Origin of the sequence: Thioalkalivibrio sp. XN8 (assembly GCF_011058255.1) — a bacterium.
Lineage (GTDB): Bacteria > Pseudomonadota > Gammaproteobacteria > Steroidobacterales > XN24 > XN24.
On record NZ_JAALFH010000067.1, the window covers coordinates 279,269 to 306,005 of the forward strand.

The following is a 26,737-nucleotide window of genomic DNA, read 5'->3' on the forward strand; positions in this document are numbered from 1 at the left end:
GTGACCAGACCAGGCGGAAGGGCGATTGGGACAGACTAATGCAGTGGAGGATGCCGTCCCCGCCGCGTTGCGGCGGCCTCCGGACGTGCCGCCCGGTACCACGCTGCAGGTCGGCGGTCCCGGCAGCACGCAGCTTTCCCTCGCCAGCATCGTCGAGCGTAGCCGCAGTATCGCGTCCAGCACCCTGGCGCTGGAAGCGCTCGACCTGTTCCTGACCAATGGGGATCTGCGGGTGATCCCGGTCGTCGACCGGCGCCGGCCGGTGGGACTGGTCAGCCGGCAGATCCTGGTCGAAACCTTCAGCCGACCGTTCCGCCGCGACCTGTTCGGGCGCCGGACGGTCAGCGACTTCATGGACCCCAATCCGATCGTGGTGGGCATCGACACCGATATCGACGAACTGGCCCAACGGCTGGTCACGGCCGGGCTGCAGCAGATGCTCGACGGCTTCCTGGTCGTCGACGCGGCGCAACGCTATGCCGGGATCGGCAACGTCCAGGCGCTCCTCAACGAGGTCACCAAGCGCCAGCAGGAGCACCTGCACCGCCTGGCCCACTACGATGCGTTGACCGGGCTGCCGAACCGGGTCCTGTTCCGCGACCGGCTGGCGATGGCGCTGGGCCAGGCCAGGCGCAACGGCAGCCAGGTCGCGCTGGCCTTCATCGACATCGATCACTTCAAGCGGATCAACGACGCGCTCGGCCATCCGGCGGGAGACGAGCTGCTCCAGGTGGTGGCGAGGCGCCTGCAGGGCGTGCTGCGCGGCCCCGATACCCTGGCGCGCATGGGCGGCGACGAATTCACGCTCGTACTCACTGATCTCGATGGCCCGGCCGACGCCGTTCACGCGCTGCGCCGGCTGCGGGAGCGCCTGACCGACCCGATTCCCCTCGAGGGCCACGCGACCGTGGTGACCGCCAGCATCGGCGTCGCCCTGTATCCCGACGATGCCCTGGAGATCGACGAGCTGGTGCGCAAGGCCGATATCGCCCTGTACGCCTCCAAGCGCGCCGGGCGCGACACCGCCAGTTTCTTCGATGCGACCCACGGCGCCTTCGACGGCGACAGCCTGTCGATGGAGCATGACCTGCGCCTGGCGCTGCAGCAGGGCGAGATCAAACCCGTCTACCAGGCGGTGTTCGAGGCAGCCAGCGGCAGGTTGGTCGGGGCCGAGGCCCTGGCCCGCTGGCACCACCTGGAGCGCGGCCCGGTCGCGCCCGCCACGTTCGTGCCGCTGGCCGAGGATTGCGGCCTGATCGGCCGTCTCGACCAGGCGGTGTTGCGGCAGGCCGGCGCGGCCGTGGCGGCGATGCCCGGAATGTCCGGCAAGCGCCTGTCCGTCAACACTTCGGCGATCGAGATCCGCAGCCCCGAGTTCGTCGAGGAACTGCTCGCCACGGCCGCGGAAGCAGGCGTCGCGCTCGACCGGCTGCAACTCGAGATCACCGAGCGCCTGTTCCTGGAGCCGCGCAAGGAGATCCTCGACCGGCTCCAGGGCCTGCGCGACCTTGGCATCCGCATCGCAATCGACGATTTCGGCATTGGCTCGACGTCGCTGCGGGTGCTGCACCGGCTGCCGGTCGACGTACTGAAGATCGACCGGTCGTTCATTTCCGGATTTTGCGAGGACCCCCGGATCGACGCGCTGGTGCGTGCCGTCATCGACATGGGCCATGCGCTCGAACTGGAGATCGTGGCCGAGGGCGTCGAGACTGACGAGCAGGCCGAGCGCCTGCGCAGTTACGGCTGCGACCTGCTGCAGGGCTACCTGCTCGGCCGGCCGCTGCCCGCAGCCGAGTTCGAAGCGTGGCTGGCGGCCGGGTGCATTACTCCGCCAGGCTCCTGATGTAGGCGACGACGTTGGCCAGTTCCTTGTCGCTGAGACCACGCTGGGCCACCATCAGGGGCGACAGGCCGACCGCAGGGCCGCCTTCCCGGATGACCTTGCGCAGGTATTCGTCGTCTACTGAGGCCTGCCAGCCGGCATCGGACAGCACCCGCGGCTGCGGGTCAAGTGCGGCGGCCGTCGGCGAGTCGGCCTCGCCAGTGGGTCCGTGGCAGATGGCACAGTGTTGCTGGAATGCCGCCTTTCCGGCGTCGACGTCAGCCGCCTGGGCCGCGAAGGAAAGCAGCGAAAGAGCGGTAGCGGAAACCGCCGCGAACAGCCAATGCATAGTGCCTGATCCTCGAATCTGAACCCGCTGAGAAGATACGACGAACTGGCCGTGAACTTCCAGCTCTGAGCATCCCCGAAAATTCACAATCAGCGAGTATAGTAGGCACGATGAGCGTCACGCCGGCCCGAGCCCGGCTGATACAGGTTCTCCCCCGCACTGGAGTTGCACGCATGGAAACCAGAGGAACGATTGATTCTTGCCGCCGGGTGGGCACGGGTATGGCAGCGCTGCTTTGTGCGTCCCTGTTGGCTGTCCCCGCGACAACCTACGCGGACTCCGGCTTTTACCTCGGCGGCAGCATCGGCCGCTCTCTTCTCGAGGCCGACATCTCCGATCCCGGCACGGGATCGCTCGATTTCGACGACGGCGACTCGGCGTGGAAGGCTTTCGGCGGCTTCAACATCGACGCGTTCGTCATCGACCTGGCGATCGAGGGCGGCTATGTGGACTTCGGCCAGCCGACCGACCGGATCGCGGGCAACGACGTGGAACTCGACCTGACCGGCTGGAACCTGTTCGGCCTGGCCGGCCTCGAGCTCGGACCGGTCGGCGTGTTCGCCAAGGCCGGCTTCATGGACTGGTCCGCGGACACTCGGCTGAACGGCGCCCGGATCGGCAGCGACGGCGGCACCGATGCCGCCTACGGCGTGGGTGCGCGCTTCAGCCTGTTTTCGGCGGAGGTGCGGGCCGAGTACGAGTATTTCGATGTCGAGGACATTGACGTGTCGCTGGTGAGCGTCGGGGTGGTCTGGACCTTCTGACCTTGGAGCTCGTACTCGACTTCCTCGGCCGCTTAGTCACGCAGTTCCAGTCACCGTCGCTCGCTTTCCTGCTCGGCGGCATCGTTATCGCCGCCCTCGGCAGCAAGCTCGAGATTCCGGACGCGATCTACAAGTTCTGCGTCTTTATGCTGCTGATGCGGATCGGGATCGGTGGCGGCATGGAAATCCGCGCGGCGAATCTCACCGACATGCTGCTGCCGGCCGCGCTCGCAATAGTCATCGGCGTCGCCATCGTCTTCATCGGCCGGGTGACGCTGGCGAAGCTGCCCGGCGTCCGGGTAGACGACGCCATCGCCACGGCGGGCCTGTTCGGGGCGGTCAGCGCCTCTACGCTGGCGGTGGCCGTGGTCGTCCTGGAGGAAGAGGGCATCGCCTACGAGGCCTGGGTCCCGGCGCTCTATCCCTTCATGGACATTCCCGCACTGATCGTCGCGATCGTGCTGGCCAGGATTCACCTGTCGCGGCAGAAGTCCGGGAAACGCGCGCCGGTGAAGATCTGGCCAATTGTGGCGGAGAGCCTGCAGGGCTCTGCCCTGACGGCGCTCCTGCTCGGCCTCGTGCTGGGGCTGCTCACCGATGTCGAGGCGGTGTTTGCCGGTTTCTATGACCCGCTCTTCCGCGGCTTCCTGTCCATTCTGATGCTGATCATGGGCATGGAAGCCTATGCGCGACTTAGCGAGCTGCGCAAAGTCGCGCACTGGTATGCCGTGTATGCCGTTGTCGCGCCGCTGGCCCACGGGCTCCTGGCGTTCGGCCTCGGCTATGTCGCTCACTTGCTCACTGGCTTCGGCCCCGGCGGCATCATCCTGCTCGCGGTCATGGCCGGCTCGAGCTCCGACATTTCCGGCCCGCCGACCTTGCGCGGTGGCATTCCTACTGCGAACCCGTCCGCCTATGTCGGCGCCTCCACGAGCATCGGCACTCCAGTCGCGATCGTGCTCGGAATCCCGCTGTACGTTGCCCTCGCGCAGGCGCTGTTCAATCCATGAAGGCTCGACGTCGCTACGGCGGCAGGAGGAGAGGGGCGTGACCCACAAGGCGACCAAGGTCGTAATCATCACCGAGAAGCTCGTGCTCCGTCAGGTCACCGGTATCATCGAGGCCGCCGGCGCAACCGGCTATACGATCGTCGCCGCCGGTGGCAAGGGCAGCCGCGGCATGCGTTCGACCAGCCGCCCCTCGGTCGTCGACGAATTCGGCAATGTGAAAATCGAGGTCATCACGAGAAGTCGCGAGATGGCCGACCGCATCACGGAGGAGGTTGCCGCGCGGCTGTTCGAGAACTATTCCGGCATCACTTACCTGGAGGAAGTCGAAGTCCTGCGCTCGGCCAAGTTCTGACAGCACCTGCATAGTGCGCGCCTGGGAAGTCGGATTGCGGGGGCGGCCGGTTTATACTTGCACCGAGCATGCCACATCTGCCTTGGCCGGGAGTAGGACTGGATGAGAATCGTTGCCGCCGTTGATCGTTCCGAGTTCGCCGACCTCGTGGCGGATATGGTGCGCCGCCTCGCTGCCGCCGAAACGACCGAAGTGCTGCTGCTTAACGTAGCGCCCCGCGAGGCCGACATGCTCGGCCGGCAGCTGTCCCGCAAGGTGGTGCAGGACCCGGTGCCCGAGGAGCTGCGCGACCGGCGGGAACTGCTGGATCGGCTGGCCGCGGACCTGGCAGCGAGCGGCATTCGTTGCTCCACGCTGCTGCTCAGGGGCTTGCCCGCCAAGACCATCATCCAGGAGGCCGGTCGCTGGTCGGCCGACCTTATTATCGTCGGCTCGCAGGGGCGCGGCATGCTCTATCGCCAGCTCCTCGGCAGCGTCAGCGAAGAGGTGCTGGCCGCGCGCCGCTTCCCGGTCCTCGTGGTGCCTCGCCCGGCCGATGACTGACCGCGGGTTCCGCGCGCGCCCTACTGTTCTGGAGGAGTCACCCATGTATCGCTTGTTCGCGTTGTGCGCGGTATTGCTGGTCCCCTCGGTGGCGGCGGCACAGGTCCATCACAGTCAACCCGAGTGGGATTTCGCCATCGCCGCGATCTACCAGGACGGCCAGTCGGCAACCGGCCGCAATGGCTCGAGCCTGTCCGCCGACAGCGCATTGGGCTTCGGCATCTCCCTGAACTACAACCTGAACGCGCGGTTCGCGCTCGGGGTGGATTTCGACTGGCTGCGGCCTGATTACAGTGCCGACCTGGTCAATGACGAGAACCCGCTCGATACCCTGTTCGTGGACCACCGGGCGACGCAGGTGAACACGCGTTTCAAGGGCACCTACAATTTCGTCCCCTGGGGGGCGCTGGTGCCGTATGCGCAGCTCGGCTTGGGCTGGACCTGGCTCGATTCCAATGTTGCCAGCGGCCCGCCCGTCACCGGGTGCTGGTGGCATCCCTGGTGGGGGTACATCTGCGAGAACTTTTTCCAGACCTACAATTCCACCGAGTTCAGCTACGGGGGCGCGCTCGGTCTGCGCTATGACCTGCAGGGCGGCTCGTTCATCAGCTTCAGCTTCGACTACTGGGAACTCGACACCAGCGGCAGCCGTGCCAATCCGAAGCTGGAGAGCTTGCGCCTGCAGTACGGCTGGCGGTTCTGAATAGCGCCATCGGCGAGGGCCGGTCGCCGCGTCCCAATGCGCGAGCGGGCCGATGAAGCAGTGGCTCTCGCGCATCAGCCGGCTGCCAGGCGTTCACTTGGTCAGAATCAGTTTCCCCAGACGCGTCTCACGCAGTTCATAGACCTGTCCGCGGTGGCGGATGCGCAGGCGCCGGTTCTCGTCCAGCAGCTCGCGGCTGTCCATTTCCCGGGTCGGCGAGGCCGAGCCCGGCCCCCGCAGGCCATCCGCACAAGCGGGGCCTCCTCTGCTGCGGTTCAATCCAGCCATTGCAGGTCCTTCGCCACGGTGAGGCGGATGCTGCGGCCTGGCTGGTTGATCCCGTTCGGATGGATGCGGTAGTTTTTGTCGAAGACATTGTCCAGCGCCAGGCGGAGCTCGAAACCCGAGAGCAGGCCGCGATCCGGCAGCCAGTTGAGAAAGACGTCGGTCTTGCCATGGCCGGGCGTTGCCAGCGCGCCTTCCGGCACATCACGGCGGTCGCTCGAGGCAATGAGTTCTGCGCCAACGGACAGTGCGCCATTCAGCAGGTAGACACCCGCGCCCAGCGCAACCCGGTCAGGCTGAACGCTCGCCAAGTCCTGGCCGTCCGCGCTCTCGCCGTCGATGGCGGTAAGGGCAGCCTGGGCCCAGCCGACGCGGCCCTCGAGCCGCGCCGTCGCCTCGAACCCCTTGAGTTCTGCGTCGACATTGCTGTTGGTGGTGATCCCCGGGAATTCCAGCGCCTGGGTGATCGGGTTGAAGGCCGGGGGGCCGGAGATGAAAATCACGGTCTGATCAACGAAGTTCTTCACATCGCTGGTCCAGGCGGTGACATCGAGCTCCAGGTCCAGGTCGCTGCCGAACACCGAGGCGCGTCGCCAGCGCAGGCCGGCCTGGAATTGGCTTGATTCCTCGGGCAGGAGGTCTGGCGTCGGCACGAACTCGTTGATCACGATCTGGCCGGGCCCGATCGGCGCGACAAAGTGCAGGCCGTCGGCGTACAGCTCGGTCAGGCTGGGCGCACGAAAAGCCTCGGCATACTCGGTCCACAGGTAGACATCGTCGGTGGCCGACCAGCCGATCGCCAGGCGCGGCGAGACGCTGTCCTCATCCCGGCCCGGAAAAGCTCCTGCAGGGGCGTATTCGAACTCGTCGTAGCGCACGCCCGGAATCATCGAGACGCGCTCGCCGAAGGGAATCTCGGCCTGGATGAAACCGGCACGGTAGTCCACCTCGGCGTCCGGAAACTGCGGGCGGTTGGCGCCGTCGCGCGTGCCGCTCTGTTCGTCGCCGTACAGCTCGATACCGTAAGTCAGCCGGGTGCCGCCGGTGCCGCCGATGCCGAAGCGAGAGGAGTTGGTGATTTCCAGCCCGCGGGTTTCGAAGCGCGTCCGGTCCACGCGGCCATCGGTCAGGCGAAACTCGTCGGTGTCGACGTTGTTGCTATAAGCCGCCAGATCCAGGTTCAGCCAACGATTGGCCGGATCGTCGAAGCGGTAGCGGAAACGGGCGCTGTCGCGTTCCGTGCTCCGGTCCACGACATTGGTGGGCGTGGCGACGGCGTTGGCGTTGGTCGGGTTGATACCCTGGTTCTCGAAGCGGTCGAATGTCAATTCGATGCGCTGGCGGCGTCCCGGCTCGAAACCGAATTTGAACAGACCCTCGCCGATCTCATCCTGCGTTGCCGCGATTGGATCGCCCCTGCCGTCCTCCAGGTCCTCGCGGACGTCGCGCACCAGGTAGCTGCCGAGGATGTCGAAGGCGCCGGCTTGCGCATAGGCGATGGCCGAACCGCCCCACTCGTCACCGTTCGACTGGTGACTGCCCTTGAGACGGGTCCCGAATCCGCTCCGCCCCCCCGTCAGATCACGGCCATTGACGGTCTCGATAACGAAGACGCCGCCGAGCGCGCCGCTGCCGTACACGGCCGAGCTGGCGCCACGCAGGACCTCGATGGAGCGGATCAGGTCCGGGTCGAGGAGGAAGCGGCCGCCATGCGCCTTGTTGAAGTTCTGCCGTGTGCCATCGAGCCGGATGACGACTTGCTCGTCGGCAAAGCCCCGGATCGCCGGCTCCTCGGCAATGCGTCGCGGACCGCCCTGGACATTGATGCCGGGAATGGTCTCGAAAACGTCCTGAAAACCGTAGGGCTGGGTACTCTGAATACCTTCGCGCGAAAGCAGCGACACGGCCGCCGGGGTGGTGAACTGTTCGCGCTCGGTGCGCGTGGCTGAAACCACGACGGCACCGAGCGTCACGACGCCGATCGGCGGCGCCGCGACCGCGGCATCGCTTTGAGCCGAGACAGCGGCGTCGGTTTCCGCCCGAGTGGTGGCGGGGGAGGAGAGAGCGAGGACGGCGAGAACGGTTTGCGCAGTCCTGGCGAGGCGAGGGCCCGGAGGGCGGACGGCATTGACGGGCGGACAGAACATTGGATGCACCCCTTGAGCTGTTGCGAATCCAGGGAGTCGATCGTCTGGATGTCCTGGCTGGCGGGGGAATCCGCGGGCTGGGGCGGTAAGCAGTCGCTTGGAAGCAAAGCAAGCAAAGGGAAGCTAACACGAATGAGAATGATTCGTAAATAGGGGTTTCAGTACGGACCAGGTCCAGCGCCGGTGGCTGTTCCTGAACGCGTGGACCGGCGTCAGAGGTCGCTAGCGTGGTTCCGGCGGTCTCCGGGTGTCTCGTGCTGGTCGCCGGCGGCTTGTTGCCGCGCCTCGCGGACGAGGTCGACGAGCCGCGGGCGAAGCTCCTGCGCCCGGGCGAGCGGTGCCGGGTACGTATAGCGGCGGTGGTCATCGCGGGAGGCGAGGTCGATACCCTCCGGATCCAGCCCCGTCACGCGCCAGTCGCCGTCCCCGGCGCCGCAGAGTCCAATGGCATAGAGCCGCGTGGCGTCCCGATGGTCTTCGTTCATGTGCGCGACGGCGCCTGCTTCCATGGCATGCCATTCCGGCCAGTCGGCGTAACGGGTCTCGAGGTCGGCGCGGTCCAGCGCGTAGGCCTTGCCGAAGCCCGCGACGTAGGCCGCCGTGGCGATCTCGAAGCGCCACAGTGAGAAATCCGCGAAGTCGATATAAAGCGCTGCCTTGGGATGCCGCGCGAGGTAGCGGCGCCGGCATCGATCATGCGTGGCGCCGGCGAGGCGTTGGACCGTACCTTGCAGGGAGAGCCGGGCATGCGCGAGTGGATCACCGCCGCCTGGCTCGCCCAGCAGCAAGGCCGCCCGGCCGTCGCGCGTCATCGCTTCGGGGCGGCCGGAGAGCGAAGAGGTCGGGAAGACGGGCATGCCGTCGGTATCGGTGGCGAGGCCGACCCGGGACACGCTCGGGCCGTGTGCACTGGCGTCGATTATCGCCAGAGCGCCATGGCGCGCAGTCCGCACCAGCGTCCTGGCGGCTTTGCGGACTGCATCGTCCACTGGGTGCAGGAGAGAACCTTCGTTGCGCTGCATGTCAGTCATATGGAGTGACGCTCATTCGGGTGCGAAGGAGGGGGCGGGCCTGGCGTCCCCGCCTGGAATTTCACGAAAGCCTAATACGAATCGTTCCCATTCGCAATCAAGTCTGGCATAGTTGCGGCATGACCGCCGTTAACCCACTTTCGACGCCAGCGCGGCAACATGGGGGCGTCCCCGAAGCAGCAACGCCTCCCGACCTTGCCGAGCCGCTCGCGGGTTTCATGGCCCGGAGCAGCGGAGATCCGCTGCGCTCGGCGTTCGGCGACCTGCGGCGTGCGCACCCAGGCAGCCTCGCGGCTCCGGTGCCCGCGGAAGAGTTCGAAAACCTCTGGGCTGCCATGTCGCAATCGCCCCGGTCGAGCCCCGGTACAGCGTATGTGCACGTGCCTTTCTGCGAGACTCATTGCCTGTTCTGTGGCTTCTATAAATACCACTGGCGGAAACGCGATGGCGCGCCTTACGTAGACAGCGTGCTGACCCAGGCCCGGCGCCTGCAGGGCCAGCCGCTGCTCGACGGCCCGCCGTTGCGGGCGCTCTACCTGGGCGGCGGTACACCGACGATCCTCTCGGCCCCGGATCTTCATCGCCTGGTCAGCGAACTGCGTGGGCTGCTGCCGCTGGCCCCCGATTGCGAGATCACGCTGGAAGGTCGCATCCTCGCATTCACCGAGGACAAGATGCGCGCGGCCTTCGACGCCGGGGTGAACCGGGTCTCGCTCGGCGTCCAGACCTTCGATGAACCGATTCGCCGCAGCCTCGGACGCAAGGCGAGCAAGCAGGCGGTGATCGCCACGCTGGAGACGCTGGTCGCGTTCGACTCCGGTGCGATCGTGATCGATCTCATCTATGGGCTGCCGGGGCAGACCTTCGAGACCTGGGCGGAAGATCTGCGGTTGGTCGAGGCCATCGGCCTGGACGGCGTCGACCTCTATGGGCTTAACCTGATCCCGGGCACGCCGTTAATGACGGCCATCGACAAGCGCAAGCTCGATCCAGTGCCGCGCCAGGATCTCGGCGTGTTCTACGCCTCCGGTGCCGAGGCCATGGAGCAGGCCGGATGGGAGGCGATCTCCACTTCCCACTGGCGCAGCCCGGGCCTGCGCGAACGCTCGGTCTACAACTACCTCAGCAAGACCGGCGCCGAGTGCATCGCCTTGGGCGCCGGGGCGGGCGGAGCGCTGGGCGGCGTCGGCTACCGCCTGATTCCGACCGTCGAGGCCTATGCCAAACAGTTGGACCAGGGGCAGCTGCCCATCACGAGCATGTTCCGCGCACGGCAGGATGCCCCCCTGATCAACGTGATCCGGGCCGGCATGGAGCGCGGCAGGCTCGATTCGACGCAGGTGCGCGCCGTCCCCGGCGGCGACGCCGTCATGGACGACCTGGAGCCGCTCTTGGCCCACTGGTCGCGGGCCGGGCTGCTCGCGCCCCGCCAGAGGTTTTTCGATCTGACTGTCGCCGGCCGTTTCTGGCAGGTGGCGATGACCCAGCGAATTATCGGATTCCTGGACCACCCGCAGCGCCGGCCCATGGCGGCACTGCTACGCGAAGAGGGCGCCAAATGAACGACGTTATCCCGGCCCGCCGCATCGAGGCCACCCTGGCCGAATCGCCAACCGCTCCACTCGAAACCATCGCCGAGCGAGCCGGTGTCACGGTCGCCGACGTGGTTCGGCGCCTGCCCGCCGGGGAGGCCGTTTGCGTCGATGGCGAGCACTTCGTCGAGGTCATGAAAGAACTCACCCACTGGGGCGAGATCACGTTTATCGTCAACACCGGCGACGTGATTCTCGAGGCCCGTGGCGAGGTGCCCGAGGGGAGCGTCGGGCGCGGTTTCTACAACCTCAACGGCAAGCCGATCGGGGGGCATCTGAAGGCGGATGCCTGCGGGATGATCGCCTTCGTCTCGCGCCAGCTGTTCGGCTCGCCCACGCGCTCGATCCAGTTCTACGGCCACGCCGGCCACTGCCTGTTCAAAGTCTATCTCGGGCGGGACGAGGAGCGGCAGATCAAGGCCGACCAGGTCGAGAAATTCGTCGCGCTGCGTGAACAGCTGGCCTGCTGAGGAATGGCGGCAATGAATCCCGACGATGCGAAACCTGGCGAGTTGCCGCGACGGCTCGCGGACCGTCATCTGTTCTGTTTCGGCTGCGGCTACAGTGCCGGGCGCCTGGCCCGGGAACTCCTTGCGGCAGGCGCCCGGGTTTCCGGCACGAGCCGGACCCCGTCAGGCGCGGACCGGCTCGACAAGCTCGGCATCACCGCCCACGTCTTCGACGGCTCCAAGCCGCTCCCCGCAGCGGCGTTCGACGGGGTCACCGACGTCCTGTCCTCGATCCCGCCCGGCGAGGACGGGGATGACGGCGTGCTGACGGGCCACGGCAGAATCCTTGCCGGCCTGCCGACGCTGGGCTGGACGGCGCTCTTGTCTACCACCGGGGTGTATGGCGATACGCGCGGGACGTGGATCGACGAAAGCGCGCCCACCGACCCCCGCACGCCCGGCAACGAGCGGCGCGTCGCCTGCGAGGAACGCTGGCTGGCCTGGGGCTGCGCCCACGGCAGGCCGGTGCAGATCTTCAGGCTGCCCGGCATCTACGGCCCGCACCGCTCGCCATTCGCCCGGCTGCGTACCGGGGAGGCCCGCCGGATCGTCAAGCCGGGCCAGGTGTTCAACCGCATTCACGTGGACGACATTGTCGCTGCGCTGCTGCTGGCCATGCGGGCGCCGAGAGCCGGGCCGGTATTCCACCTGGCCGATGACGAGCCGGCACCCGCGGACGAAGTACTGACCCATGCCGCCGCGCTCCTCGGGCTGCCCCCGCCGCCCGCGGTGCCGTATGACGCCGCGGACCTGCCGCCCATGGCCCGGCACTTCTACGAGGAATGCAAGCGCCTGTCCAACGGCCGGGTGCGGCAGGAACTCGGCTTTGTGCCCCGTTACCCCACCTACCGCGAGGGCCTGGCTGCGATTCTCGATGAGGAGATCTCCCGATGATACGTGTCCTTTTCTTGTTGATCGCCACCTTCGCTGCCGGTGGCGCGGCGATGGCGGCCGAGCGCGTGATCTCGATCGGCGGATCAGTCACCGAAATCGTCTACCTGCTGGAGCAGCAGGACCGGCTGGTCGGGCGCGACACCACGTCCAGCTTCCCCGCGGAAGCCGGGTCACTGCCAGATGTGGGTTACAAGCGCGCGTTGTCGCCGGAAGGCGTCCTGTCGCTCGATCCGGACCTCGTGCTGGCGGAAGAGGGCAGCGGTCCGCATGAAACGATTACCGTGCTGGAGAACGCTCGAGTCCGTTTCGTCACCGTGCCTACCGGTTATGGAGCGGAAGCGATCCGCACCAAGATCGAAATCGTGGGCGATGCCCTGGGCGTGCCGGACCAGGGCCGGCAGCTCGCCGACCGGATTGAGGCCGAGCTCGAAGCGGCGGTGGCGGCGGCCAGCACCGACCGCCCCGCGCGGGTCCTCTTCATCCTGTCGATGCAGGGGGGGCGGATCATGGCCGGCGGTCTCGACACCAGCGCGGACGGCATCATCCGGCTCGCCGGTGCCGAGAATGCGATGACCGGTTTCACCGGCTACAAACCACTGACCGACGAGGCCGTGATCGCCACCGCGCCGGACGTGATACTGATGATGGACCGCGCCATGGCCGGCGACGAGACAGGCGGCAACCACGGGGTAGAGAATGAGGTCTTGTTCAATCATCCCGGCCTGGCGGCAACCCCGGCTGCCGAAAGACAGGCGGTGGTGCGCATCGATGGGCTGCTGTTGCTCGGTTTCGGACCGCGCACCCCCGAGGCGGTACGCGCCCTGACCTCGGCGCTGGCGGATTTCGATGAAACCGGCTGATCACCCGTCGGTGCCCGTGTGAACGAGACGGTTATCAGCCCCGGATTGACCTGGCCCGGATCGAGCGGCGCCGGAGATCGACGGCGGCTCGCGGCGCGCACCAGCCTGGCGCTGATCGTTTTGCTGCTCCTCGTCAGCATAGTGAGCCTGGGTATCGGCGCGGCGGATGCTTCGTTCTGGCACAGCCTGGTCACCGTGGCCCGCGGCGATGAGCTGAGCGCGCTGGAGCGTGTCATCCTGTTCGACATCAGGCTGCCGCGCCTGGCGATGGGCTTGCTGGTCGGTGCCGCCCTGGCGGTCTCGGGTGCAGTGATGCAGGGCTTGTTCCGCAACCCGCTGGCCGATCCCGGGCTGGTCGGCGTCGGTGCAGGCGCCGGCCTGGGCGCGATCATTGCGATCGTGCTGGGCGCCTCGTTGCCTGCCGCCGTGAGCCTCGCGATCGGGCACTACATCGTGCCGGTGGCTGCATTCATCGGGGGATGGGTGGCGACCCTCGTCCTGTACCAGGTATCGACCTCACGGGGACGGACCTCGGTAGCGATGATGCTGCTGGCCGGGATCGCGCTGGGGGCGCTCGCTGCAGCGTTGTCCGGCATCCTGGTCTACCTGGCGAATGACGCGCAGCTGCGTGATTTGACCTTCTGGGGGCTCGGCTCGCTGGCCGGTGCGACCTGGGGCAAGCTGATGGCCGCCGCGCCGCTGATACTGCTGGCGATGGCCGCAGCGCCTTTCCTGGCGCGCAGCCTCAACGCCCTGGCGCTGGGTGAAGCTGCCGCGGCGCACCTCGGCATCCCGATCCAGCGCATGAAGATGCTGGCGGTGGTCGTCGTGGCGATGGCGACCGGGGCGGCCGTCGCGGTATCGGGCGGAATCGGTTTCATCGGCATCGTGGTGCCGCACCTGCTGCGCATCAGCGTCGGTCCGGACCACCGCTACCTGCTGCTCAACTCGGCGCTGCTCGGCGCCAGCCTGCTGGTGCTCGCCGATACCATCAGCCGCACCATTATCGCCCCGGCCGAGCTGCCGATCGGCATCCTGACCGCGGTCATCGGCGGGCCTGTCTTCATCTGGATACTGCTGCGAAATCGCGGCCTGCTGAACTTGTGAATCGTATATGCTGCATGCGACCCGACTCGAAGTTTCATTGAGCGAGCGTCCCATCCTCCGGGATGTGGAATTCCGCGCGCGACCCGGCCAACTGACCGCGATCGTCGGTCCCAACGGCTCCGGCAAGACCACGCTGCTGCGCGCGCTGACCGGCGAAACGCCGTTCACCGGGCGGGTCGAGCTGGACGGCGACGACATCACGGCGCTCAAGCCCTGGCAACTGGCCGCGCGCCGAGCGGTACTGCCGCAGGCCACTCGCCTGGCGTTCCCCTTCACGGTGCTCGAAGTCGTCCGGATCGGACTCTCCTGCGGCCGTGAAGGCGGGCGGGAAAGCCTCGCCGAAGCCGCCCTCGCGCGCGTCGGCCTCAGCGGCTTCGAGGGCCGCTTGTTCCATGAGCTCTCCGGCGGCGAACAGCAGCGCACCCAACTGGCGAGAGTGCTGGTGCAGGTGTGGAATCCGGTGGCCGACGGCCTGCCGTGCTGGCTGTTTCTCGACGAACCCGTAGCCAGCCTGGATATCGGGCAACAACTCGAGGTCATGCGCCTGGCACGCGACTTCGCCACGGCCGGCGGCGGCGTGATCGCCGTCATGCACGACCTCAACCTGACGGCGATGTTCGCCGACAGCGTGGCGGTTATGCGGGAGGGCCACCTGATGCAACAGGGCCCCCCGGGGGAGGTGCTCACGGATGGCTGCCTGAGCACGGCGTACGGCTGCCGTGTGCGAGTCAACGTCGCCCCGACTGCGGGTGCGCCATTCCTGTTACCGCATGCCTGCGCTGAAGCGCCTCGATTCGAACGATCGGCGCCCGGGCCTTGAGAGCCGAGCCTGCAGAGTTTTTCGCCATCGACCCACTCGAAAATGGAGAGCAATGACCATGTACATCGCAATGAACCGGTTTCACATTCGTCCGGGCGAGGAAGAGGCCTTCGAGACCATCTGGAAGCAGCGCGAAAGCCGCCTGCGTGAACTGCCTGGATTTCGCTCTTTCCGCTTGTTGCGTGGGGACAGCCAGGAGGGATTCACGCTCTTTGCCTCGCACACGATCTGGGATTCAGAGGCCGCGTTCCAGGCATGGACGAAATCCGAAGCATTTCGCCAGGCGCACAAGAATGCCGGCGACCACAACCACGTCTACCTGGGGCATCCCAAGTTCGAGGGATTCAAAGAGGTACCGGGTACGGCCGAGTCTGCGGAGTAGATGCCGGGCCGGGGAATCGCTCGGCGTCAGAAGCTCGCATCCCTGAGGGATTCGAGACAAATTGGATGCGAGGGGTTTGCAAGATCTGCGTGATCGGAGCAGTCATTCCGTTGATGGTCGCCGCCGGTGGCGGCCGGAAAGCGAGCCGCATCCCGCCCGGGGCGCTGTGTTCTTGTTAACTCTGGGGCGCGCCGGCCGCCGCGCGGAGAGAACGTCTGACCGCGGCCAGCCGTTGGTTTAGCGGCAAGGCCTTCAGGGTCTCCAGGGGCTTGTAGGGTGCCCCCTGGATCACTGCGCCTTGCGGGGAGCAGTTGTATACCTCTGCCCTGGCGGAAGAAATCAGGTTCTCGAGGCAGCGCTGAAAGGACAGAAACTCCTTCGTCGTCGGACGCTCGATGCCGTCGTTGCAGGCAAGCGCCCCGGCGGTGATGGCATCGGCAATATCTGAACCACCCGCAGCATGGGAATGATCCCCGATAAAGCAGAGGTCCTGCCCGATGAGATAGAGCGGCGCGCAGCCCAGATGCATGGCCAGATCCAGGGCGAAGGCCCCCACGGTCGTCTTGCCGGGCGCCAGCGCACGGGCGTCATCGCTGGAGTCGGCGGACCGAACCAGGAAACACCGGCCTTTGAAGTAGTCATGCACCAGGACGGAGGCCGAATCGAGTATCGCCAGGGGCGCCGCGGGGTCTGCATCCGAAAGCCGTTGCCAGATCTCTGGGCGGTTCTGCCCATCCATCTCGACCCAGAGGTCGGGGGCGATGCCCAGCTCCCTGAAGAAGGATCCGTTTCTGCCCGATGAGAAAAGCAGGCACCGGCCCCGGAGTTCCCGAAGCAGGGGGGCCGCCTCGCGCAGGGAGGGTCCGCCCATCAGGATCAGGCAGGGTATACCTTGTGCGATACCCGAGGCTTCGGCGAGCAGGTCCCGCAAGCCCAGGTCACGGTTGTGCCGCATATTGCTGGTCAGCTCGTCGCCCGTCGAGGCATTGTTCATGCGCACTTGCAGGTCTATCAGCCAGCGCCGCAGAAACGGCAACCCGTCTGGAATGGTATGGATCGAAGGCGGATACCAGCGAACGATCACGTGCGCGGGAAGGTCGGCCAGCACCCTTTGCACTCCATTTGCCGAGCGGGGCAGATGCAGGGAGAAGCGAGGGCCGAAGCGCTCCTCCAGGGCCTTTCGTGTCAGGACGTTTTCCGCATGCGCCATGACGCCGGGGGCACACTCGAGAACCGTCAGTGTCCTCACTTCGGTCTGCTCGAGAATGGCCTGGGCAAGGCGCATGTCGGGGAGTCCGTAAAGGAGATAGTCTCCTTCTTCTGCAAAATTCTGTTTAGCGAACAGCTCGTAGAAGACTGGTTCGCCGCACCGGCTCGTGAGTTGCCGCCGCACCCCGTCCCGCGTGAAAAAGACGGTGCCGTCTGAAACGGAAAAACCATCACTCATCGGGACCACCGGAGAGTTCTCTGTGCAGTATTTCAAGCAAGGGCTGCACATCGAGCAGCAGGATGTCGCAGAGCGCGACCGTATCTTCACGCTGCAAGGCAGTGAGCAGCGGGTCGAGTTGCGCGGCAAGAAGGGGAATGGGATAGATGCTCAGGAGCTCGGCGTACCCGTCGGTAAAGGTGGTGAGGGCACGATAGCCCTCACCCTCGCTGCCATTGGTATAGAGCAGGCGCACCACCTCCTCGGCGGCGCCATGAAGCGCGGCAATGGCTTCAAGATTCGGATTCACGGCGTTGTCTCGCAGGCGAGATTCGACCGCCGCAAGCCAACGAACAGACCGGTTGTTCTGCCTATACGCACCTTCGCCGGGCTGCCCTGTTTGCAAACATCGTCAGGACAGGGGCCGGATCATCACTTTGCGCCACTTGATGACGCCGCCCGGGATGCCGCCGGCGCCTGCCGCGTATTGAAGTGAGATCGGCCCTTCCTTGAAGTCGTCGTTCGCCATCCGGACGGTAACCTGGCCGTTGAGTTCGACGACCGCTTCGGAACCCTGGATCCGGATCTCGAACGTATTCCACTTCCCACCGGCCTTGGGAAAGGGTTCCTCAAGCGCGGCGAAGCCGACGATGGCGCCGGTGCTGTATTCCTGTACCGGGCGCTGGTCGAAGATATTGACTTCGTAGGCATTGGCGAAGCCGATCTGCTCAGGATTCTGGGCGCGGAGGAAGATGCCACTGTTCGTGGTGTGGTCGGCCCAGAACTCGGCATAAACCTCCACGTCTTGGTAGGCACTCTTGGTCACAAGGTGACCGCCCGCGCCGTGATCGGCCAGGATCGCGCCGTCCTCGGCGCGCCAGTTGGCATCGCCGATGCTGTTGAAGTTTTCCAGACCCTTCTCACCCTCGATCAGGGTAATCCAGTCATCCGCAATCGATGCGCTCGTGAATCCGCCCGCCAGCAGCGCACCGGCAGCAATCGCCGCCCTCAGCGACACCTTCATATCGCAACTCTCGTCGAGCTGGGCTCTCAAGTTAGACCTCATAGACCTCGTAGGGCAACGCTACCACGGGGAATTGAGAGCGCAAAGCCCGGCAAGTCAGGGCTGCACACAACGCACGCCGGCGAAGCCCCGGGAACAGTGAAATCGGTCAGAACAACGTGTAGATATCCGGCGCCACCGCAGAGCCCTGCGCGAGCGCGACCAACCCGCCGAGCAGCAACAGCACGACGATGATCGGCGCAAGCAGGTCGGCCTGGTCTGCGGGCGCATCTTCAAAGCCGCTGATGCCGACGCCGACGAGGCGCAGGGCCTGGCCCGGGGCGACCAAGAATGATAATCCCCAACCGGGATCGGTTGAGGTTGAGCTTCTGGTGGAGGCGGCGGGAAGGCTCGGCGGCTGCGCCGCCTCGTCCCTCGCTCTGCTCGGGACCGCCGTCGCTGCGCGACGACGTCCTGCGCTCGCCTGAGGCTCGCTGGTCGAACCCTGACGCGGGTTCTCATCCACACCGCCCCGCGAATCAAAGCAAGAAGGCCACCCTTTCGGAGTGGCCTTCTTGCTTTGATTGGTGGAGGCGGCGGGAATCGAACCCGCGTCCGCGAGCCCTCCGCCCGGAGGTCTACATGCTTATTCACGTCTATTGTTTTAACCGGCTGCTACCCGACGGACAGGGAAAACAGACGGCGATCCCTCGAGAGATTTAACCGCTCGGCCCCGGGCGGGCTTTGCGGCGATCTTGTGAGTTATGACGCCTGAAATCTGGTGCTCACAAGCACGCGTCCAGTCAGACGGCACCCTACCGGGTTTTAGGCGGCGAGTGCGTAGTTGTCGTCGTTGGCAACTAAAGTTTGCAAAGTGTTTTACGAGGTCCCTGCACCTCGGCATGCACCCCGGGTTTTGCGACACACGTCGAAGCCATGTCGCCCCCAGGTAATCGTCAGACCGGGATTCTACGCCGAAGGTTCCCGGGGGGCCAGCCAGCCCGTCGAATGCTGTAGCATCAGCAGCGCCAGGGTTCCGCTGGTTCCGCGGGGGCGAGGAGGGCGCGTGGTTCACGAACGGCGCTATCGGGCGTTCATCAGCTACAGCCACGCCGACAAGGCGGTGGCCAAGTGGCTCCACCGCGCGCTCGAGCGCTATCGGCTGCCGTCCCGGCTGGTCGGGGAACAAACCGAAACAGGTCCTGTGCCAGCCCGGCTGACCCCTATTTTTCGCGATCGTGACGAGATCTCGGCTGGGGCCGACCTGTCGGACACGCTGCGGCAGGCGTTAGCGGATTCAATGTTCCTCATCGTGGTCGCTTCGCCCGATGCCGCGGCTTCCCGCTGGGTGAACGAGGAAGTCCGCCTCTTCAAGAGCATGCACGGCGAAACGCGGGTGCTCGCTTTGATCGCGGCAGGTGATCCCGGCGAACGGGGCACCAGCGGGGTATTCCCCCCGGCGCTCCGCTTCAGGGTGGACCCGGAAGGCCAGGTGACCGACAACCCGACCGAGCCGGTCGCCGCCGATCTCCGTGCCGGCGCGGACGGCAGGCGCCTGGCCAAGCTGAAACTGGTCGCTGGCCTGACCGCGCTGCCGCTCGATGCGCTGGTCCAGCGCGAAAGTGCCCGGCGACAGCGGTGGCTGCTCGGACTCTCGAGCGCCTCGTTGGCGCTGGTGGCGGTCATGGTCGTGCTGACGGTGGCCGCGATCCAGGGACAAAGGGAGGCCGAGCGCCAGCGGGCCGAGGCGCAGGCCGAGGCCGCCAAGGTGCGGGCCGTGAACCAGTTCATGCGCGACACGCTGAGTGCGGCCAACCCGTGGGGAGCCGGCTACGACGTTTCGGTGGTCGAGGCGCTGGACCAGGCGTCGGACAAGATCGCCGCTGCATTCGTCGAGCAGCCCGAGGTCGAGGCCGAGGTGCGCCAAACCATCGGCAACGCCTACAACAATCTCGGGCGCTACGACCGCGCGAGGCCGCTGCTCGTGGCCGCCGCCGAGGCACGCATCCGGCTCCTCGGCGGGGATGACCCGGAGACCATCGAGACACTGGCGGCCCTGGCCCAGCTCGCCTGGCGGGAGTCGCGTTTCGACGAAGCCATTGAGCGCACCGACGAGCTGCTTGAGTTGCGCCGCGGGGTGTTCGGTGATCCGAGTCCGGAGGTGGGGACGACCCTGGATTTCCTCGGCCGGCTGCTGACCGACGCCGGACACTACGAGGCGGCGGACCGGGTGACGGAGGAGGCGCTGGCAATGAGCCTCGCGTTGCATGGCGAACAGTCGCTTGAGGTCGCCGCGTGCTACCAGACCAAGGCGGTCCTGGCGCAGATCGCGCATCAGGACTATGCCCTCGCCGAGGCGTTGAGCCGGCGGGAGATCGAGATCCGGCGGGCGGTGAGCGACACCGACACCATGGAGACCGCCTCCGCGCTCAACAACCTCGGCATTTTCGTCATGCTCCAGGGCCGGCTCGAGGAGGCGCAACCGATCCTTGAGGAGGCCGTTGCGCTCGATCGCCGGCTCGGCGGGGCGCAGCACCCCGAGCTCGCCAGGGCGCTCGAGAACCTCGGCAACGTCCACTACCGGCTCGGCAACATCGATCGCACGCTGGAGCTCCTCGCGGAGGTGATTGCGATTCGCCGGGAGGGTCTCGGCGACGACAACCCCGAGGTTGCCCGCACGCTGCACAATCGGGGGATGGTGCTGAGCAGGGCCGGGGACCTCGAGGGCGCCGAGGCGGCGCTGCGGGACGCGGTCGCCAGGATGGAACGGGCCTACGGTCCCGACCACCCGGACGTGGCTTCCGGTCACCGGAGCCTCAGCTACGTGCTGCAGCTCGGGGGCAAGCTCGACCTGGCCGAGGCCGAGTTGCGGACCGCCCTCGCCATCGCCGAGCGAGCCTTCGCCGCGGCGAGCCCCGGGCTTGCGGGCTACCGCCAGGCCCTGGGCGGGCTGCTGGTCACGCGGCAGCGCTACGAGGAGGCCGAGCCGCTCTTGCTGGCGGTGCACGCGTCGGCGCTCGCGTCCGACGGCGCGGGCAGCCAGCGAGCCGTGGCCACCGCCGGCGCGCTGGTGGCGCTCTACGAGGCCTGGGGCAAGCCGCAGCAGGCGGAGCCCTTCCGGCCCCGGTGACCTCTGCGGCCGGTGCCACGCCAGGCAAGCAAACGACCTGAATAAAACTCGGTAAATCCCTGTTATTAAAGACCTAACCCGAGTGTTTCATGATCCGCGCTTTCTGCCGCTGCCAGTCGCGGTCGCGCTCGGCGTGGCGCTTGTCATGCTGCTTCTTGCCCTTGGCCAGGCCGATCTCCAGCTTGGCGCGGCCTTTCTTCCAGTACAGCTTCAGCGGCACCATGGTGTAGCCGGCGCGTTCCACGGCGCCGATCAGCCGGTCGATCTCCCGCCGCTGGAGCAGGAGCTTCCGGCTGCGACCCGCATCGGCATGCACATGGGTCGAGGCGGAGGTCAGCGGCGTGATATTGGCGCCCACCAGCCAGATCTCGCCTCCGCGCACCACCACGTAGGCCTCGCTGACCTGGGCCCGGCCGGCCCGGAGGCTCTTCACTTCCCAGCCTTCGAGCACCAGCCCGGCTTCCTGGCTCTCCTCGATGAAGTAGTCGTGCCGCGCCTTCTTATTGAGCGCAATGGTCGAGCTGCCGTCGCCGGAGGCCGTCTTGTTCCTGGGTTTGTTCATCGATTCGTCTGGAGATCCTGTGCTGGCTCGCCGGGCCCCGGGATCCGGCGCGGTTGCCGGGGACGTGGATTTAATCCAAAATCGCCCGCCTTTGAAAGCGCAGGGTTTTCCGCCCCATGGCCAAGCGTACCTCGCTCCACGGCCTCTGGTCGTCCCGGCTGGCCTTTATCCTGGCGGTCAGCGGCTCGGCCGTGGGTCTCGGCAACATCTGGAAGTTTCCATATGTGGCCGGGGAGAACGGCGGCGGCGCCTTCGTCCTGTTCTATCTCCTGTGCGTGGCGCTGATCGGGCTGCCGATCATGATGGCCGAAATCCTGATCGGCCGCCGGGGCCGCCGCAATCCCGTCGCCACCATGCGCATCGTCGGCGAGGAGGAGGGCAGCCGCCCCAGCTGGGCCCTGGTCGGCATCATGGGGGTCGTGGCGGGCATCATCATCCTCTCTTTCTACAGCGTGATCGCCGGCTGGTCGCTCTCCTACATCGCACACGCCGCCCTGAACCGCTTCGACGGCGCCGACGCGGACCTGGTCAACGGCCTGTTTGGCGGCATGCTCGGCAACTGGAAGGTGCTGGCCCTGTGGCACACGCTGTTCATGATCATCACCGTCTGGGTGGTAGCGCGCGGCGTCGAGCGCGGGCTGGAGCGCGCGGTTCGCTTCCTGATGCCGTCCCTGGCAGTGCTGATGGTGGCGCTGCTCGGCTACGCCATTATCAATGGTGATTTCCGCGCCGGCGTGGCCTTCCTGCTCGAGCCCGATTTCTCCAAGCTCACCGGCGAGGGCATGCTGGCCGCGCTGGGGCAGGCCTTTTTCAGCCTGAGCATCGGCATGGGCGCGATCATGGCCTATGGCGCTTACCTGCCCGAAGGCACCTCCATCGCCAATACCTCGATCTCGGTGGTGCTGGCGGACACAGCCATGGCGCTCCTGGCGGGGCTGGCGATTTTCCCCATCGTGTTCGCTCACGCCATGGACCCGGCCGCGGGCCCGGGGCTGATTTTCCAGACCCTGCCGCTGGCCTTCGGCAACATGGTCGGCGGCCACCTGTTCGGCACCCTGTTCTTCGTGCTCCTGACTTTCGCCGCCTGGACCTCGTCCATCGGCCTGATCGAGCCGGCCGTGGCCTGGAGCGTCGAGACCCACGGGCGCAGCCGCGCCGTCTCGGCGACGGTGATCGGCGTCATCATCTGGGCCCTGGGCTTCCTGACCATCCTCAGCTTCAACGAGTGGGCCGACATCAAGCTCTTCGGGCGCAACCTGTTCGAGAATCTCGATCACCTGTCGAGCAATATCCTGCTGCCGCTCGGCGGGCTCTTCATCACGGTTTTCGCCGGCTGGGTGATGTGCAAGAACTCGACCGCGGAGGAGCTGGATCTCGGCACCGGCACAGCCTACCGGGCGTGGCGCTTCCTGGCCCGCTGGGTGGCGCCGGCGGCCGTGCTGCTGGTCTTCCTGCACGCCACGGGCCTGCTCCAGTTCCTCGGCGTCACGACTTCCTGAGGCCCGGGCATGGAGCCGCAGGAGACCATGGAGGTCGAAGTCGCCTACGCGCGTCCCGAGCGCCAGCTGATCCTCAGGGTCGAGGTGCCCGCGGGCACCACCGCGCTCGAAGCGGCGCGCCTCTCGGGCATCGAGGAGCAGTTCCCGGAGATCCGGCTGGACCAGAACCGGATGGGGATCTTCGGCAAGCTGTGCAAGGGGGATCGCGTGCTCAACCCCGGGGACCGGGTGGAGATCTACCGGCCCCTGCTGGCCGACCCCCGCGCTGCGCGGCGCGAGCTGGCGGCGGCGGGCAAGAGCATGGGGAAGGGCGGCCGGGACGGGGACGACTGAGGCTCAGGCGTCGAAATCGGTCGGCCGCCCGGATTCGTCGATCTCCTCCGGCCGTTCGATCCGCACCACCTTGCCTTCCTCGAACCAGACCGTCAGCCGGCTCTTCACCTCGTGGCGGGTGCGGCCCACCTTGAAATAGAAGACGTAATCCCAGCGCTCGGTATTGAAGGGGTCGGCGATCATCGGGGTCCCGATCAGGAAGCGCACCTGGCTCTGGGTCATCCCGACTTCGAGCTGGTCCACGGCCTCCGCCTCCAGGTAGTTGCCCTGCTGGATGTTCATCCGGTAGGGCCGCAGGGAGAAGCCTTGCAACGCGGTACAACCGCCCAGCATGGCGACGGCGAGGACCAGGGCGAGACGGCGAGTGGGCGTCATGTGAGAAACCACGATTGGGATGTTTTCACGGGGTGGGTGATAATAACGAAACTCAAGTGCAATTACCGCTGGAGCAGGTCATGGAGTCGAAGGAACTCAGGAAGGTCGGACTGAAGGTCACGCTGCCCCGACTGAAGATACTCGAGATCCTGGAGGCGCATCGCGAGCACCACATGAGTGCCGAGGACGTTTACAAGTACCTGCTCGAGTCGGAGGCCGACATCGGCCTGGCCACGGTCTATCGCGTCCTGACGCAGTTCGAGACAGCAGGGTTGGTCCGGCGCCACAACTTCGAGGGCGGCAGCGCCGTGTTCGAACTGGACGACGGCGCCCACCACGACCACATCATCTGCCAGCAGTGCGGCCACGTGGAGGAGTTCTTCGATCCCGTGATCGAGGAGCACCAGGACAAGGCGGCCGCCAAGTTCGGCTTCACCGTGGCGGACCACACGCTGGTGATCTACGGCACGTGCACCCGCGAGAACTGCCCGAACCTCGCCGACCGCGAGGCCCGCGAGGCCGGCCTCGGCGCCTGATCCGGACGCTCCCGGGATTCATTCCGCGCGGCCGGCCCGCTTGCGCATTTCCTGGGCGTGAGCGCGCGTGGTGGCGGTGATTTCAACCCCGCCGAGCATGCGCGCCAGCTCCTCGACCTTTTCCGCCTCGGTCAGTTTCTTCAGCGTCGTCCGGGTGACCTCGCCGTCGGTCAGCTTGACCACGCGCAGGTGATGGCTCGCCTGGCTCGCGACCTGGGGCAGGTGGGTCACGCACAGCACCTGGGCGCGCGCGCCCAGCTCCGCCAGCCGGCGCCCCACGATCTCGGCCACGCCGCCGCCCACGCCCGCATCCACCTCGTCGAAGACCATCACGGGGATCGGCCGCTCGGTCTTGGCCGCCACCTGGATCGCCAGGCTGATGCGGGACAGCTCGCCGCCGGAGGCGACCCTGGCGACTGCGGCAGGCGGCTGGCCCGGGTTCGCCGTCACCCGGAACTCGACTTCGTCTAGCCCGTGCGGCTGGCACGGTCCGTCCGCAGCATGTTCCACCGCGACCTCGAAGCGCCCGCCGGGCATCCCCAGCTGGTGCATCAGCGCCGTGACCCGGCTGGAAAAGTCCTCGGCGGCCTCGGCGCGGGCCCGCCCGAGCCCTGCCGCTTGCCGGCGGTAATCGGCCTCCGCCGCAGCCACCAGGCCGTCGGCCTGGCCCAGCCGGACTTCGGCCTGCTCCAGTTCCTCGATCTCCTGCTCCAGCGCATCCCGCCGGGCCGGCAGCGCGTCGGCTTCGACCTGGTGCTTATGGGCCAGGCTCTTGAGGCCTTCCAGGCGCTCCTGGACGGCATCGAGGCGAGCGGGATCCATTTCCAGGTCGCCGAGATAGCGCCGCAGCTCGGCCGCGGCCTCGGACAGCTGGATCTCGGCCTCGGCGAGCAGGCGATGCGGGCCTGCCAGCCGCGCATCCAGCCTGAGCAAGGGCTCCAGCGCCTCGGCGGCGCGGCTCACGGTTTCGTGCGCGGCGCCGGCATCGTTCTCGTAGGCCAGCTGCAGCGCGGCGCCGGCGCCCTCGGCCAGGCGCCCGGCGTTCGCGAGCTGGGAAAACTCGGTCTCGAGGCGGGCCCCCTCGCCGGCCTCGGGGGCGAAGGCGGCCAGCTCGCGGAACTGGTAGCGCAACAGGTCCAGGCGCTGGTCGCGGTCATGCCCGGCGGCCTCGAGCCGGTCACGCTCGGCCGCGGCGTCGCGCCAGCGGCGCCAGGCGGCATAGGTGGCCGCCGGCAGTCCGGGATCGGCCAGGCGCGCGTCCAGGAGCTCCCGCTGGACGGCCGGACGGCCCAGCGACTGGTGCTCGTGCTGCCCATGGATGTCCACCAGCATCTCGCCCAGCTCGCGCAGCGTCTGGAGAGTCGCGGGCGCGCCGTTGATCCAGGCGCGGGACCGGCCCTCGGCCCCGATGACCCGTCGCAGCACGCACTCGTCGTCGGCGTCCAGCTCGTGCCCGGCCAGCCAGGCGGACGCGTCCGGCAGCCCGGCAAGGTCGAAAGTGGCGGTGATCTCGGCCCGCTGGGCGCCATGGCGCACGGCGGCGGCGTCGGCCCGATCGCCCAGGACGAGGCCCAGCGCATCGACCAGGATGGACTTGCCGGCGCCGGTCTCGCCGGTGAGCACGGTCAGGCCGGGGCCGAGCTCCAGCGCGACCTCGTCGATGATGGCGAAATTGCGGACCGAGACGCTGGTCAGCATGGCTCAGCCGTCGGGCGCGCCGTCGAAACGGCTCTGGCTGCCCCGTCCCCAGTGGAGCTTGGAGCGCAGCAGCCGGAAGTAATCGTGCCCGCGCGGGTGGATCAGCACCACCCGCTCCTCGGCGGCGCCCACCGACAGCCGTTCGCCGGCCGCCAGGTCCCCGAGCGCGATGCCGTCGCAGGACACCTCGGCCCGCGTGTCCGGCCGCGGCAGCACCCGGACCTCGATGCGAGCGTCCGCACGCACCACGATCGGGCGGTCCGAGAGGGTATGGGGGCAGATCGGGACCAGCGTGATGGCTTCCAGGCTGGGATGGACGATCGGACCGCCACCGGACAAGGCATAGGCCGTGGAGCCGGTCGGCGTGGCAATCACCAGGCCGTCGCCGCCGTGGGTGTTCACGTAGACGCCGTCGATCCAGTTCTCGAAGTCCAGCATCCGGCCGGTGTCGCGCTTCTGCAGCACCACGTCGTTGAGCGCCAGCGCCCGGCGGGGCGGGCCGCCGTTGTCGATCACGGCCTCGAGCATCAGCCGGCGCTCTTCTTCGTAGTCGCCGGCCAGGACCTCGTCGAGGCGCCGGACCATCTCGCCGGGCGTGATGTCCGCCAGGAAGCCCAGCCGGCCCCGGTTGATGCCGAGCAACGGCACGTCGCGCCCGGCCACCAGGCGCGAGGCGTAGAGCATGGTTCCGTCGCCGCCCACCGCGATCACCAGGTCGGCGGCCGCGCCGAGTTCCAGCTCGCTCACCGGCTCCACGGCAACGTCGGGGAAGTCCATCTTGATGGCCGGGTCGAGCAGGATCCGCACGCCCGCCGCGCCGAGATGGCGGGCCAGGATGAGCATCGAATCGCCGACCCGGGGGTCGCGGTACTTCCCGGTCAGGGCGATGGTCTTGAAGCTGCGGCTCATGCGGGTTCCGAGGGGTTCACGCGGCGGTTTCTTGTAGCATGAAGCGCCGGGTGCGGGCCAGCGGCGAAAGCGCGCCTTGACGCGGTAAATTTT

At 67.1% G+C, this 26,737-nt stretch carries 29 protein-coding genes and 1 other RNA gene; 17 read left to right on the forward strand and 13 right to left on the reverse strand.

Annotated elements, in window-relative coordinates:
- Positions 1 to 25 precede the first annotated feature (25 nt).
- Complete coding sequence (locus G6N75_RS13465; protein ID WP_206203127.1) at positions 26 to 1,846, forward strand: EAL domain-containing protein; 1,821 nt, start codon at positions 26 to 28, stop codon at positions 1,844 to 1,846.
- Here the strand turns inward: G6N75_RS13465 and G6N75_RS13470 are convergent.
- Entirely contained in the window at positions 1,827 to 2,174 is a 348-nt protein-coding gene (locus tag G6N75_RS13470) for a cytochrome c (protein ID WP_165348881.1), read from the reverse strand. The two genes, G6N75_RS13465 and G6N75_RS13470, sit on opposite strands and share 20 nt — an antisense overlap.
- Before the next feature lie 221 nt (positions 2,175 to 2,395).
- Here G6N75_RS13470 and G6N75_RS13475 point away from each other — a divergent pair, with 221 nt between their 5' ends.
- From G6N75_RS13475 to G6N75_RS13495, 5 genes are all read left to right on the forward strand, one after another.
- Entirely contained in the window at positions 2,396 to 2,938 is a 543-nt protein-coding gene (locus G6N75_RS13475) for an outer membrane beta-barrel protein (RefSeq protein WP_165348882.1), read from the forward strand.
- A 2-nt stretch (positions 2,939 to 2,940) separates the two neighbouring features.
- Positions 2,941 to 3,948 (forward strand): sodium-dependent bicarbonate transport family permease, encoded by a 1,008-nt coding sequence (locus G6N75_RS13480; protein ID WP_165348883.1) that lies wholly within the window; start codon positions 2,941 to 2,943, stop codon positions 3,946 to 3,948.
- Between the two features lie 37 nt (positions 3,949 to 3,985).
- Positions 3,986 to 4,300: a hypothetical protein gene (locus G6N75_RS13485; RefSeq protein WP_165348884.1), complete on the forward strand. Its 315-nt coding sequence runs from the start codon at positions 3,986 to 3,988 to the stop codon at positions 4,298 to 4,300.
- A 102-nt stretch (positions 4,301 to 4,402) separates the two neighbouring features.
- On the forward strand, positions 4,403 to 4,843 hold the full coding sequence (locus G6N75_RS13490) for a universal stress protein (protein WP_165348885.1): 441 nt from the start codon (positions 4,403 to 4,405) through the stop codon (positions 4,841 to 4,843).
- A 43-nt stretch (positions 4,844 to 4,886) separates the two neighbouring features.
- Entirely contained in the window at positions 4,887 to 5,546 is a 660-nt protein-coding gene (locus G6N75_RS13495) for an outer membrane beta-barrel protein (protein ID WP_165348886.1), read from the forward strand.
- Positions 5,547 to 5,639: 93 nt separating this feature from the next.
- On the opposite strand, the gene hemP is transcribed toward G6N75_RS13495, so the two are convergent.
- From hemP to G6N75_RS13510, 3 genes are all read right to left on the reverse strand, one after another.
- On the reverse strand, positions 5,640 to 5,750 hold the full coding sequence (gene hemP, locus G6N75_RS15360; RefSeq protein ID WP_240901136.1) for a hemin uptake protein HemP: 111 nt from the start codon (positions 5,748 to 5,750) through the stop codon (positions 5,640 to 5,642).
- A 71-nt stretch (positions 5,751 to 5,821) separates the two neighbouring features.
- Complete coding sequence (locus G6N75_RS13505) at positions 5,822 to 7,978, reverse strand: TonB-dependent receptor (protein ID WP_165348888.1); 2,157 nt, start codon at positions 7,976 to 7,978, stop codon at positions 5,822 to 5,824.
- Positions 7,979 to 8,190: 212 nt separating this feature from the next.
- Positions 8,191 to 9,009 carry a DUF2470 domain-containing protein gene (locus G6N75_RS13510; protein WP_206203128.1) on the reverse strand — a complete coding sequence of 273 codons (819 nt, stop codon included), beginning with the start codon at positions 9,007 to 9,009 and terminating at the stop codon, positions 8,191 to 8,193.
- Between the two features lie 119 nt (positions 9,010 to 9,128).
- Between G6N75_RS13510 and hutW the strand changes: the two genes are divergently transcribed.
- Genes hutW through G6N75_RS13545 form a run of 7 tightly spaced genes read left to right on the forward strand, consistent with a single transcriptional unit; the run spans position 9,129 to position 15,173 of the window.
- On the forward strand, positions 9,129 to 10,571 hold the full coding sequence (hutW, locus tag G6N75_RS13515; RefSeq protein WP_165348889.1) for a heme anaerobic degradation radical SAM methyltransferase ChuW/HutW: 1,443 nt from the start codon (positions 9,129 to 9,131) through the stop codon (positions 10,569 to 10,571).
- A complete protein-coding gene (gene hutX / locus G6N75_RS13520; protein WP_165348890.1) occupies positions 10,568 to 11,071 on the forward strand; it encodes a heme utilization cystosolic carrier protein HutX in 504 nt (167 codons plus the stop codon). The genes hutW and hutX overlap by 4 nt, the downstream gene beginning before the upstream one ends.
- Before the next feature lie 12 nt (positions 11,072 to 11,083).
- Positions 11,084 to 12,004, forward strand: coding sequence for an SDR family oxidoreductase (locus G6N75_RS13525; RefSeq protein ID WP_165348891.1), 921 nt, complete (start codon positions 11,084 to 11,086; stop codon positions 12,002 to 12,004).
- A 14-nt stretch (positions 12,005 to 12,018) separates the two neighbouring features.
- Positions 12,019 to 12,864, forward strand: a complete 846-nt coding sequence (locus G6N75_RS13530; RefSeq protein WP_206203129.1) for an ABC transporter substrate-binding protein — start codon at positions 12,019 to 12,021, stop codon at positions 12,862 to 12,864.
- Positions 12,865 to 12,882: 18 nt separating this feature from the next.
- Complete coding sequence (locus tag G6N75_RS13535; RefSeq protein WP_165348893.1) at positions 12,883 to 13,971, forward strand: iron ABC transporter permease; 1,089 nt, start codon at positions 12,883 to 12,885, stop codon at positions 13,969 to 13,971.
- A 7-nt stretch (positions 13,972 to 13,978) separates the two neighbouring features.
- Positions 13,979 to 14,791: a heme ABC transporter ATP-binding protein gene (locus G6N75_RS13540; RefSeq protein WP_165348894.1), complete on the forward strand. Its 813-nt coding sequence runs from the start codon at positions 13,979 to 13,981 to the stop codon at positions 14,789 to 14,791.
- 58 nt (positions 14,792 to 14,849) lie between these two features.
- Positions 14,850 to 15,173 carry an antibiotic biosynthesis monooxygenase gene (locus tag G6N75_RS13545; protein ID WP_165348895.1) on the forward strand — a complete coding sequence of 108 codons (324 nt, stop codon included), beginning with the start codon at positions 14,850 to 14,852 and terminating at the stop codon, positions 15,171 to 15,173.
- Between the two features lie 175 nt (positions 15,174 to 15,348).
- Here G6N75_RS13545 and G6N75_RS13550 read toward each other — a convergent pair whose 3' ends face one another.
- The 5 genes from G6N75_RS13550 to ssrA all read right to left on the reverse strand — a co-directional run bounded on the left by G6N75_RS13550 (position 15,349) and on the right by ssrA (position 18,549).
- Positions 15,349 to 16,620 (reverse strand): 6-hydroxymethylpterin diphosphokinase MptE-like protein, encoded by a 1,272-nt coding sequence (locus G6N75_RS13550; RefSeq protein WP_165348896.1) that lies wholly within the window; start codon positions 16,618 to 16,620, stop codon positions 15,349 to 15,351.
- A complete protein-coding gene (locus G6N75_RS13555) occupies positions 16,613 to 16,909 on the reverse strand; it encodes a hypothetical protein (protein WP_165348897.1) in 297 nt (98 codons plus the stop codon). The genes G6N75_RS13550 and G6N75_RS13555 overlap by 8 nt, the downstream gene beginning before the upstream one ends.
- Before the next feature lie 102 nt (positions 16,910 to 17,011).
- Positions 17,012 to 17,623: a DUF1080 domain-containing protein gene (locus G6N75_RS13560; protein WP_165348898.1), complete on the reverse strand. Its 612-nt coding sequence runs from the start codon at positions 17,621 to 17,623 to the stop codon at positions 17,012 to 17,014.
- A 148-nt stretch (positions 17,624 to 17,771) separates the two neighbouring features.
- Complete coding sequence (locus G6N75_RS13565; protein WP_165348658.1) at positions 17,772 to 17,951, reverse strand: DUF5989 family protein; 180 nt, start codon at positions 17,949 to 17,951, stop codon at positions 17,772 to 17,774.
- A 236-nt stretch (positions 17,952 to 18,187) separates the two neighbouring features.
- Positions 18,188 to 18,549, reverse strand: a transfer-messenger RNA (tmRNA) gene (ssrA, locus tag G6N75_RS13570).
- Positions 18,550 to 18,668: 119 nt separating this feature from the next.
- On the opposite strand from ssrA, the gene G6N75_RS13575 reads away from it, so the two are divergent.
- A complete protein-coding gene (locus tag G6N75_RS13575) occupies positions 18,669 to 20,732 on the forward strand; it encodes a toll/interleukin-1 receptor domain-containing protein (protein ID WP_165348899.1) in 2,064 nt (687 codons plus the stop codon).
- 73 nt (positions 20,733 to 20,805) lie between these two features.
- Here the strand turns inward: G6N75_RS13575 and smpB are convergent, their stop codons facing one another.
- Complete coding sequence (smpB, locus tag G6N75_RS13580; RefSeq protein WP_165348900.1) at positions 20,806 to 21,294, reverse strand: SsrA-binding protein SmpB; 489 nt, start codon at positions 21,292 to 21,294, stop codon at positions 20,806 to 20,808.
- A gap of 116 nt (positions 21,295 to 21,410) precedes the next feature.
- Between smpB and G6N75_RS13585 the strand changes: the two genes are divergently transcribed.
- Together G6N75_RS13585 and G6N75_RS13590 are read left to right on the forward strand one after the other, a co-directional pair.
- Positions 21,411 to 22,793 (forward strand): sodium-dependent transporter, encoded by a 1,383-nt coding sequence (locus tag G6N75_RS13585; RefSeq protein WP_165348901.1) that lies wholly within the window; start codon positions 21,411 to 21,413, stop codon positions 22,791 to 22,793.
- Positions 22,794 to 22,802: 9 nt separating this feature from the next.
- A complete protein-coding gene (locus tag G6N75_RS13590) occupies positions 22,803 to 23,126 on the forward strand; it encodes an RnfH family protein (RefSeq protein WP_165348902.1) in 324 nt (107 codons plus the stop codon).
- Between the two features lie 3 nt (positions 23,127 to 23,129).
- On the opposite strand, the gene bamE is transcribed toward G6N75_RS13590, so the two are convergent.
- Positions 23,130 to 23,501, reverse strand: a complete 372-nt coding sequence (bamE, locus tag G6N75_RS13595; RefSeq protein ID WP_165348903.1) for an outer membrane protein assembly factor BamE — start codon at positions 23,499 to 23,501, stop codon at positions 23,130 to 23,132.
- Positions 23,502 to 23,581: 80 nt separating this feature from the next.
- Here bamE and fur point away from each other — a divergent pair, with 80 nt between their 5' ends.
- A complete protein-coding gene (gene fur, locus G6N75_RS13600) occupies positions 23,582 to 24,037 on the forward strand; it encodes a ferric iron uptake transcriptional regulator (RefSeq protein WP_165349175.1) in 456 nt (151 codons plus the stop codon).
- 18 nt (positions 24,038 to 24,055) lie between these two features.
- Here the strand turns inward: fur and recN are convergent, their stop codons facing one another.
- Together recN and G6N75_RS13610 are read right to left on the reverse strand one after the other, a co-directional pair.
- On the reverse strand, positions 24,056 to 25,735 hold the full coding sequence (gene recN / locus G6N75_RS13605; RefSeq protein WP_165348904.1) for a DNA repair protein RecN: 1,680 nt from the start codon (positions 25,733 to 25,735) through the stop codon (positions 24,056 to 24,058).
- Between the two features lie 3 nt (positions 25,736 to 25,738).
- Positions 25,739 to 26,644: an NAD(+) kinase gene (locus G6N75_RS13610; protein ID WP_165348905.1), complete on the reverse strand. Its 906-nt coding sequence runs from the start codon at positions 26,642 to 26,644 to the stop codon at positions 25,739 to 25,741.
- Positions 26,645 to 26,737 lie beyond the last annotated feature (93 nt).

Coding starts and splice junctions, on each gene's coding strand:
- hutX (WP_165348890.1), top strand. CDS start 10,568: ATGAACGACGTTATCCCGGCCCGCCGCATCGAGGCCACCCTGGCCGAA.
- hemP (WP_240901136.1), bottom strand. CDS start 5,750: ATGGACAGCCGCGAGCTGCTGGACGAGAACCGGCGCCTGCGCATCCGC.
- G6N75_RS13560 (WP_165348898.1), bottom strand. CDS start 17,623: ATGAAGGTGTCGCTGAGGGCGGCGATTGCTGCCGGTGCGCTGCTGGCG.
- G6N75_RS13550 (WP_165348896.1), bottom strand. CDS start 16,620: ATGAGTGATGGTTTTTCCGTTTCAGACGGCACCGTCTTTTTCACGCGG.
- bamE (WP_165348903.1), bottom strand. CDS start 23,501: ATGACGCCCACTCGCCGTCTCGCCCTGGTCCTCGCCGTCGCCATGCTG.
- G6N75_RS13505 (WP_165348888.1), bottom strand. CDS start 7,978: ATGTTCTGTCCGCCCGTCAATGCCGTCCGCCCTCCGGGCCCTCGCCTC.
- G6N75_RS13610 (WP_165348905.1), bottom strand. CDS start 26,644: ATGAGCCGCAGCTTCAAGACCATCGCCCTGACCGGGAAGTACCGCGAC.
- G6N75_RS13475 (WP_165348882.1), top strand. CDS start 2,396: ATGGCAGCGCTGCTTTGTGCGTCCCTGTTGGCTGTCCCCGCGACAACC.
- G6N75_RS13590 (WP_165348902.1), top strand. CDS start 22,803: ATGGAGCCGCAGGAGACCATGGAGGTCGAAGTCGCCTACGCGCGTCCC.
- G6N75_RS13470 (WP_165348881.1), bottom strand. CDS start 2,174: ATGCATTGGCTGTTCGCGGCGGTTTCCGCTACCGCTCTTTCGCTGCTT.
- fur (WP_165349175.1), top strand. CDS start 23,582: ATGGAGTCGAAGGAACTCAGGAAGGTCGGACTGAAGGTCACGCTGCCC.
- G6N75_RS13585 (WP_165348901.1), top strand. CDS start 21,411: ATGGCCAAGCGTACCTCGCTCCACGGCCTCTGGTCGTCCCGGCTGGCC.
- G6N75_RS13510 (WP_206203128.1), bottom strand. CDS start 9,009: ATGACTGACATGCAGCGCAACGAAGGTTCTCTCCTGCACCCAGTGGAC.
- G6N75_RS13540 (WP_165348894.1), top strand. CDS start 13,979: ATGCTGCATGCGACCCGACTCGAAGTTTCATTGAGCGAGCGTCCCATC.
- smpB (WP_165348900.1), bottom strand. CDS start 21,294: ATGAACAAACCCAGGAACAAGACGGCCTCCGGCGACGGCAGCTCGACC.
- G6N75_RS13495 (WP_165348886.1), top strand. CDS start 4,887: ATGTATCGCTTGTTCGCGTTGTGCGCGGTATTGCTGGTCCCCTCGGTG.
- recN (WP_165348904.1), bottom strand. CDS start 25,735: ATGCTGACCAGCGTCTCGGTCCGCAATTTCGCCATCATCGACGAGGTC.
- G6N75_RS13490 (WP_165348885.1), top strand. CDS start 4,403: ATGAGAATCGTTGCCGCCGTTGATCGTTCCGAGTTCGCCGACCTCGTG.
- G6N75_RS13525 (WP_165348891.1), top strand. CDS start 11,084: ATGAATCCCGACGATGCGAAACCTGGCGAGTTGCCGCGACGGCTCGCG.
- G6N75_RS13545 (WP_165348895.1), top strand. CDS start 14,850: ATGTACATCGCAATGAACCGGTTTCACATTCGTCCGGGCGAGGAAGAG.
- hutW (WP_165348889.1), top strand. CDS start 9,129: ATGACCGCCGTTAACCCACTTTCGACGCCAGCGCGGCAACATGGGGGC.